At 38.2% G+C, this 9,991-nt stretch carries 12 protein-coding genes, 2 tRNA genes and 1 pseudogene; all 15 read left to right on the forward strand.

Going from position 1 to position 9,991, the window contains the following annotated elements; genetic code table 11:
• Positions 1-78: 78 nt before the first annotated feature.
• The 15 genes and pseudogenes from secD (at position 79) to rplL (ending at position 9,920) form a co-directional block, all read left to right on the forward strand.
• Positions 79-699, forward strand: a pseudogene (gene secD / locus PHC29_05190) (protein translocase subunit SecD).
• Positions 700-753: 54 nt separating this feature from the next.
• On the forward strand, positions 754-1,638 hold the full coding sequence (gene secF / locus PHC29_05195; protein ID MDD5108885.1) for a protein translocase subunit SecF: 885 nt from the start codon (positions 754-756) through the stop codon (positions 1,636-1,638).
• Between the two features lie 141 nt (positions 1,639-1,779).
• Positions 1,780-3,693, forward strand: a complete 1,914-nt coding sequence (mfd, locus tag PHC29_05200; GenBank protein MDD5108886.1) for a transcription-repair coupling factor — start codon at positions 1,780-1,782, stop codon at positions 3,691-3,693.
• The gene (locus tag PHC29_05205) at positions 3,674-4,588 is read left to right on the forward strand and encodes a SurA N-terminal domain-containing protein (GenBank protein ID MDD5108887.1); all 915 of its coding nucleotides are present in this window, start codon (positions 3,674-3,676) and stop codon (positions 4,586-4,588) included. Before mfd ends, PHC29_05205 begins: the two co-directional genes overlap by 20 nt.
• On the forward strand, positions 4,545-5,537 hold the full coding sequence (gene pdxA / locus PHC29_05210) for a 4-hydroxythreonine-4-phosphate dehydrogenase PdxA (protein MDD5108888.1): 993 nt from the start codon (positions 4,545-4,547) through the stop codon (positions 5,535-5,537). The genes PHC29_05205 and pdxA overlap by 44 nt, the downstream gene beginning before the upstream one ends.
• Entirely contained in the window at positions 5,510-6,316 is an 807-nt protein-coding gene (gene rsmA, locus PHC29_05215; GenBank protein ID MDD5108889.1) for a 16S rRNA (adenine(1518)-N(6)/adenine(1519)-N(6))-dimethyltransferase RsmA, read from the forward strand. Before pdxA ends, rsmA begins: the two co-directional genes overlap by 28 nt.
• 160 nt (positions 6,317-6,476) lie before the next feature.
• Positions 6,477-6,549, forward strand: a tRNA-Thr gene (locus PHC29_05220).
• Positions 6,550-6,683: 134 nt separating this feature from the next.
• A complete protein-coding gene (rpmG, locus tag PHC29_05225; GenBank protein MDD5108890.1) occupies positions 6,684-6,833 on the forward strand; it encodes a 50S ribosomal protein L33 in 150 nt (49 codons plus the stop codon).
• A 7-nt stretch (positions 6,834-6,840) separates the two neighbouring features.
• Positions 6,841-6,911: transfer RNA gene (locus PHC29_05230), tRNA-Trp, on the forward strand.
• A gap of 105 nt (positions 6,912-7,016) precedes the next feature.
• Positions 7,017-7,238: a preprotein translocase subunit SecE gene (secE, locus tag PHC29_05235; GenBank protein MDD5108891.1), complete on the forward strand. Its 222-nt coding sequence runs from the start codon at positions 7,017-7,019 to the stop codon at positions 7,236-7,238.
• A 73-nt stretch (positions 7,239-7,311) separates the two neighbouring features.
• On the forward strand, positions 7,312-7,839 hold the full coding sequence (gene nusG / locus PHC29_05240; protein ID MDD5108892.1) for a transcription termination/antitermination protein NusG: 528 nt from the start codon (positions 7,312-7,314) through the stop codon (positions 7,837-7,839).
• A gap of 2 nt (positions 7,840-7,841) precedes the next feature.
• Positions 7,842-8,267, forward strand: a complete 426-nt coding sequence (gene rplK / locus PHC29_05245) for a 50S ribosomal protein L11 (GenBank protein ID MDD5108893.1) — start codon at positions 7,842-7,844, stop codon at positions 8,265-8,267.
• Between the two features lie 3 nt (positions 8,268-8,270).
• Positions 8,271-8,951, forward strand: coding sequence for a 50S ribosomal protein L1 (gene rplA / locus PHC29_05250; GenBank protein ID MDD5108894.1), 681 nt, complete (start codon positions 8,271-8,273; stop codon positions 8,949-8,951).
• Between the two features lies 1 nt (position 8,952).
• Positions 8,953-9,480 carry a 50S ribosomal protein L10 gene (gene rplJ, locus PHC29_05255; GenBank protein MDD5108895.1) on the forward strand — a complete coding sequence of 176 codons (528 nt, stop codon included), beginning with the start codon at positions 8,953-8,955 and terminating at the stop codon, positions 9,478-9,480.
• 59 nt (positions 9,481-9,539) lie between these two features.
• Positions 9,540-9,920, forward strand: a complete 381-nt coding sequence (gene rplL, locus PHC29_05260; protein MDD5108896.1) for a 50S ribosomal protein L7/L12 — start codon at positions 9,540-9,542, stop codon at positions 9,918-9,920.
• Positions 9,921-9,991 lie beyond the last annotated feature (71 nt).

Genomic DNA, 9,991 nt, shown 5'->3' on the forward strand with positions numbered 1-9,991 from the left:
AAAATTTGCTGAAGTGACTGCCGCTAATATAGGTAAACGCTTGGCGATTGTTTTGGATGGTAAGTTCAATCAGCTCCGCGGATTAGAGAGGCAATTCCCTCAGGTGAGGCGGTAATCAGCGGACGATTTGATGTGCAAACAGCTCAGGATTTAGCTTTAGTTTTGAGAGTGGGAGCACTACCAGCTCCTATGCATATTGAAGAGGAGCGAACCATTGGACCATTGCTGGGGCAGGATTCGATAAATAAGGGAGTTAAGGCCTGTGTTATTGGTATTAGCTTGGTTTTTATTTTTATGGCTATTTATTATCTTTTAGCCGGCCTTATTGCTGATATTGCATTATTTCTTAACTTACTGATAATTTTAGGATCATTGGGAATGCTTCCTTTAATATTTCCTGGCATATCTGCTACTTTAACATTACCAGGTATCGCCGGCATAGCTCTTTCTTTAGGCATGGCAGTGGATGCCAATGTTCTTATTAATGAGCGTATAAGAGAAGAGTTGGGCGCAGGAAGAAGCTTACGCCTGGCAATAACCAATGGATATGACCGCGCATTTAGCGCCATATTTGATTCAAATATTACCACTCTAATTGCTGCTTTTCTCTTGTTTCAATTTGGCACTGGTCCCATAAGAGGTTTTGCGGTTACTTTAACTATCGGTTTAATTGCCAGTATATTTACCGCTATCGTTGTAACCAGGGTAATATTTGAACTTCTTTTAGGCTCGGGAATTTTGAAATCATTACCGATGTTAAGGTTGATTAAAGACACAAAAATAGATTTTATCAGCAAAAGAAAGATTTTTTATGCGCTTTCTATTGGGATAACTGTGGTGGGGTTAGCCTCATTCTTTATGAAAGGTAATAAGGCCTATGGAATAGATTTTTCCGGAGGCCAGCTCCAGGAGTATATGTTTAAAAGTGCGCCATCTGTTGATAAAGTTAGAAAAATTTTAGATGAGATCAATCTTAAAAATGCTTCAATACAGCAATTTAAAGATAACCCTAACGTTCTGTTGATTAGAACCTCCGAAGACAAAAATAAAATGTTGACTGAGAAGCTTGCGCAAAGTTTCCCTGAAGATAATATTCAGGTTTTAAGGATTGAACGTGTTGGCCCTGTAGCAGGAAAACATTTAAGGGATAAAGCGGTGCTTGCGCTTGTCTGGTCGCTAGCCGGTATCCTTATTTATGTTGCTTTTAGGTTTAAGCATTTTAATTTTGCAATTGCCGGTATTATTGCTCTTTTGCATGATGTTTTAGTAGCCTTAGGCGTGCTTTCTTTGACCGGAAAACAGATAGATCTTTTAAGTGTTACTGCCTTTCTGACTATTGCCGGTTATTCTATAAATGATACAATCGTTGTTTATGATCGAGTCAGAGAAAATGCCAAGCTTTACCGTAAATTGAACCCTTATGAATTAATAAACTTAAGCGTGAATCAATGTTTGGGCCGTACAATTCTTACTACTGGAGTTACCTTGCTATGCGTCTTGGCAATCTTTCTATACGGTGGCGAGATACTCGGTAACTTTTCATTTGCCCTGCTAATAGGTTTTTTCTGTGGAGCTTATTCTACAGTTTATATTGCTTCGCCATTAGTTCTTGCCTGGAGCCGCAAAGGCTCTAAATAAAAAAATGGGGACGACCATATTCTTTTTCTTCGCGTCATTCCCACGAAAGTGGGAATCTAAAAAGAAAAAATGGGACCGTTTCTATTTTTCTCCGATTTAATTTAGAAAAATAGAAACGGTCCCATTTTTTTCTCTCTTTATATGTTATTTAAATCTCTCAAATTATACTTTAATCAGGAAATCTGCCTGGAATATTTAGCTGAAACCTTGATTGGTTTTGGTTATAAGCGGCAGGAATTAGTTTACGCAGAAGGCGATTTTAGCTTTCGAGGCTCCATTATTGATATATTCCCGGTTTCTTTTGAGTTACCCATTCGAATTGAGTTAGATAATGAAAAAATAATTTCCATTAAATCGTTTAATCCTGTTACTGGAGAAGCTCTTTGGCTGCATAATATTGTTATTATTTTGCCATACAAAAAATCCTTAAAAGGTAGGAGTAACGTATTCAGTGAGGAGTTTCCTTTAAAGAATTTTGTAGATTTAAATGTTGGTGATTTTGTAGTGCATAACCAGCATGGAATAGGAAAGTTTCAGGGCATACAAAAAATTAAGGTAAGAGGAGTTTTTAAGGACCATTTAGTAATTGAGTATGATTGTAGTGAAAAGCTTTATGTTCCTACTGATTCAATGCACCTGGTACAAAAGTATATTGCTTTTCACGCAGGTAGGCCTAAGCTTTATCGTTTGGGGAGCAAGGAATGGGAGCATGTAAAGGCGCGTACCCGCAAAGGCATCCAGAGATTAGCCTGGGAATTGCTGAGTTTGCAGGCTATGCGCCTTGCCGGGCGTGGGTTTAAATTTTCCACAGATACCGATTGGCAGGCTGATTTTGAAAAGACATTTCCATACGAAGAAACGCCTGACCAGATTAAGGCAACCAGGGAGGTTAAGGATGATATGGAGTCCATTAAGCCTATGGATCGGTTGCTTTGCGGGGATGTAGGCTATGGAAAGACCGAAGTAGCCATGCGGGCAGCATTTAAGTCGGTTATGGACAATAAGCAGGTGGCTTATCTTGTCCCAACAACTATTTTAGCCGAACAGCATTATAAGAATTTCACTGGCCGGCTAACTAATTTTCCGGTTAATATAGAGATGCTTTCTCGTTTTAGGACTGTTTCTCAACAGAAACAGATTATTAAGGGATTAGCTTGTGGGAGCGTTGATATTGTTATTGGTACGCATAGGATGCTTTCGGATGACGTAGTTTTTAAGGATTTAGGACTAGTTATCGTAGATGAAGAGCAGCGTTTTGGCGTTAAAGCCAAGGAAAAACTGAAAAAACTTAAAACCACGACTGATGTTTTGGTTTTAACGGCTACTCCAATTCCGCGCACATTATACATGAGCTTGATGGGGGCCAAAGATTTTTCTGTAATTAATACTCCTCCTCAAAATAGGTTGCCAATAAAAACTGTTGTGGTAGAATATGACGCTGATTTAGTAAACCAAGCTATTAATCGTGAGCTGGCAAGGGGAGGCCAGGTATTTTTCTTACATAATCGTATTCTCGGCCTGGAAAAAATCAGGAATAAGATTGTAAAGGGCCTGCCTCAAAGTGTGCGTATAGCCATTGCCCACGGACAAATGCAATCTGCGCAACTTGAGCAAATAATGTCTGATTTTATCTGCGGCAAGATCGACGTTTTAGTTTCTACGATGATTATTGAGTCTGGGATTGATATACCCAATGCCAATACCATTATTGTAAATAACGCACACATGTTTGGCTTATCCGATCTGCATCAATTACGTGGCAGGGTAGGTAGGTTTAATCGGACTGCTTATGCATATTTTATGATTCCTCATAATGTAGCTTTAGAGTCTATTGCCAAGAAACGGCTTCAGGCGATAGAGGAATATACTGAGCTGGGCGCGGGTTTTAATATTGCTATGCAGGACCTAGAGATTCGCGGCGCAGGCAACCTTTTAGGACAGGAGCAACATGGTTATATTGCTGCCGTGGGGTTTGATCTTTATTGCCGTTTACTTAAAGAAGCAGTGGTTAATTTTAAGAAAGCAGGTGTTTTTAATGAAACGATCAATAATTAGTTTTTTTATTTTTGCAATTTTTATTTCTTTTTCTGTTCCCAGCCTTTGGGCGCTAGATAAGGTAGTGGCAATAGTTAGTAACGAGATTATTACACAAAAAGATCTTGATGACTTCTCGAATTTTATGCGTATGCAATATTCACGGCAGTTTAAAGGCAAAGTTTTGGAGGAGAAGATTGGGACAATGAAACAGGATTTATTACAGCGTTTGATTGAAGATAAATTAATACTTGACCAGGCCAAAAATGAAAAAATAATTATTGATCCGGATAAGATTAAATCAAAAATTAATGAAATAAAAAAGCGTTATCCTACGGAATCGGAATTTGAGCGGGATTTAGCAAAGCAAGGTTTGGTGCAGGCAGATTTAGAGAATAAAATTCGTGAACAGATGCTTATGTATAGTATTGTTGAGCAGAAGGTCCGTAGTAAAGTGGTGGTTTGGCCAGATGAAATTACCAGCTTTTTTAATCAAAATAAGAAGGACTTTTTAAAACCGGAAGAGAGAATTCTGTTGGTTATTATTTCACTCGACGAAGATACAGCTAAAACTTTAAGTTATCAACTGCGCCTGGGAACTAAAATAGAGGAGCTTGCCGGAAGATATTCATTTACTACTGATAAACTTTCTGCTTTAAAAGGCCAGGAATTGCGAAGTGAAATCGAAGATACAGTATTTAAGTTAGGTGTAAAAGAGGTTTCCGATCCGGTCCGCATAGATCAGAAGTTTTATATCTTTAAGTTAGATGATATTGTCGTAGGCCAGCAATTGAGCTTGGGTCAGGCGCAGGATAAAATACAGTCTTATTTGTTTGAGAAGAAGATGCAGGAAGAGATGGTTAAATGGCTAGATGAGCTTAAAAAACAATCATATATCAAAATCCTCGAAAATTAGAGTTGCTCTTACCATAGGCGACCCTTCAGGTATCGGCCCGGCTATCACCTTAAAGGCGCTTAAAATATTAAAAGCTAAGGCAGATTTTACGGTTATTGGAGACAGATTTGTATTAACTAAAGCAGCTAAAATTTTAAATCTTGCTTCCTTGTCTTATAAATTGATTGATTCAAACAATGTTAAGGAAAAAGGATTTGTATTCGGCAGCTTGAATGCGCAAAATGGTTTGGCTTCTTTGGAATATCTGGATACAGCCCTAGAACTGTTAAAGCAAAATAAAATCGATTGCCTGGTAACTTGTCCAATTTCAAAAGAAGCAGTTAATTTGGTAAATGGAGGATTCTCTGGCCACACAGAATATCTGGGTAAGAAGACTCAGAGCAGGAATTTAGTAATGATGTTACTTAATGATAAATTAAAATTTAGCTTGGTTACCCGGCATGTTGCTTTAAATAGAGTTTGTACGCAGTTGAGCAGAGAGAGTTTAGTCAATAATATCCTGGGTACTATTAGTGGGCTAAGGCATTTATTTTTGATAAAAAAACCAAAGTTGATTGTCTGTGGGGTTAATCCGCATGCCTCGGATAATGGTCTAATCGGTAAAGAGGAGAACAATATAATTATTCCTGTGGTTAGGGATTTAAGAAAAAAAATCAGGAATATAACTATAGAGGGCCCAATTGGCGCTGATATAGCAATATCTGAGGCGGTCAAAAGAAAATTTGATTGTATAATTGCAGCCTATCATGATCAGGCGCTTATCCCTTTAAAATTAACGGATTTTAACAGTGGAGTAAATCTTACTTTAGGGTTGCCTTTTGTGCGCACTTCTCCATTGCATGGCACCGCTTTTGATATTGCCCAAAAACCTCAAAATAGCAATCCCAGTTCGTTAGTTTGCGCTATAGAGCTTGCGATTAAATGCACATTAAACCGAAGAAAAGCTTAGGCCAGAATTTCCTTATAGATAAAAATATACAGAAAAAAATAATTAACGCCTGTGGCTTGGCTAATGAAGATATTGTTTTGGAGATAGGCGCAGGTTTTGGCGATCTTAGCAGGATTATTGCTCCTTACGTAAAGAAGATTTATGCTCTTGAAATTGATCAACGCCTTTATCCATACCTTGAGCAGAATTTAAGCGTTTACAATAATTGCCAACTTATTAAGAATGATATATTAAAATTCAATATAAATAAATTCTTTCAAGATAATGGAATAAGACAAAAGATAAAAATTATCGGCAATATTCCATATTATATATCTAGTCCGATTATTGAGCATCTTATCAAGTACAGGGATAATATCAGTGTAGTTTTTATGACTGTACAGAAAGAGTTTGGACGAAGAGTTGTTGCTGGGCCTGGCTCAAAGGAGTACAGTTCTTTTAGTTGTTTTGTGCAATATTATGTTTCCGGAAAAATTCTTTTTGAGATCAAGAAGGGTTGTTTCAAACCAAGCCCGAAGGTCGATTCCTGTTTTTTATCCCTGGAGTTTAGAGATAAGCCTTTAGTCCAGATAGATAATGAAGAAATGTTTTTTAAATTAATCAGGACAGCTTTTGGCCAGAGAAGAAAGACCTTAAGGAATAGTTTGGGTGGTTCTGTTTTACAAGAAGTGTTGGAGGAGTTTTTGGAAGAATCCGGTATTGATAAAAATGTGCGGCCGGAAGATCTTTCTTTGGAGCAGTTTGCCGGCTTAGCGAAAAAAAGTCAAAAAATATCTTGACAAGCATGCCTTTTTGTTATAAACTCTTTTACTTTCACGATTATCAAGCTTAATAGTAGTTCCAAACTGGTTTTTATTACCGAAGAAAGAATTTGAATTATTTCTTGGGCTTTAGGTTTTTTTTAAATTTTGGCTGCGTGACGAAAGCGAATCCATTATTGCTGGAGTAGCTCAGTTGGCAGAGCACGTCCTTGGTAAGGACGGGGTCACGAGTTCAATTCTCGTCTCCAGCTTAAATTTCCGAAGCTTAAGTGGAAATTTAATTCCGAGGAGCGACAGCGACGAGGGATCTAAAATAGCCGCAAAGTGCGGAAAATTTATCCTGAGTCCCGCCTTGCGGAGCGAAGGATTACAACATTAAAATAATATGCGCGAAACAATAACTTTAGAATGTACGGTTTGTAAAAATAGAAATTATACGACGTCAAAGAATAAAAAATTGCATCAGGACAGGCTAGAGCTTAGCAAGTTCTGTAATTCTTGTCATAAGCATACCCCGCATAAAGAGATTAAATAATTGATCTAGGGGCGTCGGTTAATGGCAAACCAACGGTCTCCAAAACCGTGACTGCAGGTTCAAGTCCTGCCGCTCCTGTTGATTTGGAAAGTAAGAGCGGCATAAAAATGTTATGCAGGTTTCCGCCGGAGGCGGACCCGCCAAAGATCTGTGGCGGGCAAGTCCTGCCGCTCCTGTAGTCTGTTGGTTTTAGGAAAAAAGTTTTTAAAAATTATGAATATTTTAGCAAAACCAGTTAATTTTATAAATGAAGTAAGAAGTGAATTAAGCAAAGTTGCCTGGTCGACAAGAAAAGAACTATTGGCTTCAACAGTTTTAGTAATTACCGTTACGTTGATTATGACAATTTTTATTGGGATAGTTGATCTGGTTTTATCCAGATTTCTAAGTGTGGTCTTTAAATGAACCCCCAGATTAATTGCAATATGAATATTGAGATATGCAATTGGTGTGTAACTAAACAGAGGAGAATTACGGGGTGAAGAATTGGTACGTTGTGCATACGCAGACTGGAATTGAAGAGAAGGTAAAAACATCCTTAGAAAAGAAGATTCAAGCTGAAGGTTTGCAGGATTTAATCTTAAGTGTCGTCATTCCTACCGAACAGGTTTCTGAAATACGCGCCGGAAAAAAGAAGATTTCTCAGAGGAAGTTTTTCCCCGGATATTTATTGGTTCAGATGGATTTAAGCGAAAAGACATATCTTTTTGTTAAGAATTCTCCTGGAGTTACAGGTTTTATAGGATTAGGAAGAAAACCTGTGCCTCTTCCTCAGGAAGAGGTAGATAATATTCTCAAGCGTACCAAAGAAACTGCCGCTAAGCCTTCTCCTAAGATAATCTTTGAAAAAGGTGAACAGGTTCGAGTTAATGAAGGGCCATTTTTGAATTTCAACGGTACAATTGAAGAGGTATATCCTGAAAAAGGCAAGGTTAAAGTGAGTGTTTCTATTTTTGGGCGTTCTACGCCTGTAGAGTTAGAATACTGGCAGGTTGAAAAGGTATAATTATGGCAAAAGCAATCAAAGCACAGATTAAGTTACATGTCCCTGCAGCGCAGGCAAATCCAGCGCCTCCGGTTGGCCCGGCATTAGGCCAGCATGGTGTTAATATTATGCAGTTCTGTAAACAATTCAACGATCAGACTAAGGGCAGGGATGGTTTAATTTTGCCGGTAGTCATCAGTGTTTTTGAAGACAGGACTTTTACCTTTATAATAAAGAGCCCGCCGTCATCTATTCTATTGAAAAGAGCGGCGAACTTAGCTAAAGCTTCAGGGATAACTGGAAAAGAGACTATTGGCAAGGTAACCAAGAAACAGATTGAAGAAATTGCTAAGTTAAAACTTGCGGATTTAAATACAAATAATATGGCTCAGGCAATAAAAAGTATCGAAGGAACTGCCCGTAGTATGGGCATTGCTATTGAAGGATAAAAAATGAAGACGCAGAGCAAGAGATATAAAGAATCGATTAAACAGGTACAGCCGGAAAAATTTTATCAATTAAAAGAGGCTGTTACTATATTAAAAAAACTTCCCAAGCCAAAATTTGATGGTTCAGTCGATTTGCATTTTAATCTAGGTGTGGATACTAAAAAAAGTGATCAAATGATTCGCGGTACAGTTGTGCTTCCGCATGGTACGGGTAAAAAGGTACGGGTTGCGGTATTTTGTAAAGGCGAGCATGAACGCCAGGCCAGAGAATCAAAGGCTGACTATGTGGGAGGCACGGAGTTGATGGATAAGGTTGCCGCCGGTTTTCTTGATTTTGATTGTGCTATAGCTACTCCGGAGATGATGAAAGATTTAAGTAAATTGGGTAAAGTTTTAGGCCCGAGAGGCCTGATGCCTAGCCCTAAAACTGGCACAGTTACCAATGATATTTCAAAAGCTATTGAAGATGTAAGGAAAGGAAAAGTCGAATTCCGCGTGGACAAACAGGGCGGAATGCATTTATCTATAGGAAAGATTTCTTTTGACGAGGGCCAGATAAATGATAATGCCTCTAAGGTAATTGAGGCGGTTAATGAGTCTAGGCCGGCTTCAGTAAAAGGTAAATTTGTAAAAAGTTTAAGTATAACTACTTCCATGAATCCAGGATTTAAAATCATTTGCTAATATGAAAAAAATAGGCCAAGTAATTAAGGAAGCTTCAGAGAGCCGGATAAAGGAAAGTTTTAAGTTATCCAAAGGTCTAATCATTATAAAATACTCTGGAGTAAGTAGCCCGGATATGAGTACTTTAAGGAAAACGCTTAAAGTTTCAGGGTCTGAACTTTTCGTGGTTAAAAATAGCATCGCTAAAAGGGCGATGAAAGAATTAGGCCTTGAGGATTTGCTTAAATCTATTGAGAGCCCCTGTGGAATGATCTTTTTTAAAGATGAACCAGTAGATGTTTCTAAGATATTATGTGCATTCCGCAAAGACCATGAGAAGCTCGTATTAGAAGGCGGATTATTGCAGGAAAAATTATTGACCTTAAAAGATATCGAAGTAATGAGTACTCTGCCGTCTAAGGATGTGTTGAGGGCTAAGGTGGTTGTGGTTTTAAATGGGCCAATTTTAAAATTAGCGATCGTTTTGAATCAGACAATAAAGAAGTTTGTTTATTGTCTGGATCAAATTAAACAGAAGAAACCAAATTAACGAACAAATGCACTCAGCGTTTAGGCGTTGATGTTGTGTTTGTACACAAGGAGGAAGAAATGGCAACTGCAAAATTGGAAGATTTAATCAAGTCAATTGAGACGATGAGTGTTCTGGAGCTTTCTGATTTAGTCAAAGCGCTGGAAGAGAAATTTGGTGTAAGCGCGAATATGCCGATGGCTGCTGCTCCTGCTGCTGCCGGGGCTGCTGCTCCTGCTGCTGAAGAAAAAACTGCCTTTACGGTAGTCTTAACTAGCGCTGGTGCAAACAAGATCGCAGTAATTAAGGAAGTACGCACTATTACTAATCTGGGTTTGAAAGAAGCCAAAGATCTAGTAGATGCTGCTCCTAAACCGATCAAGGAAGGCGCCACTAAAGATGAGGCTGCGGAAATGAAAAAGAAATTAGAAGCAGCTGGCGCAACCGTAGAATTAAAGTAAGTATAAGTAAGCTTAAGTAACTTTAATTGATTCTAAATTAGTAATTATAAGTAAGTATGAGTAAATAAAAG

The sequence above is a fragment of the Candidatus Omnitrophota bacterium genome (assembly GCA_028712255.1).
Lineage (GTDB): Bacteria > Omnitrophota > Gorgyraeia > Gygaellales > Profunditerraquicolaceae > UBA6249.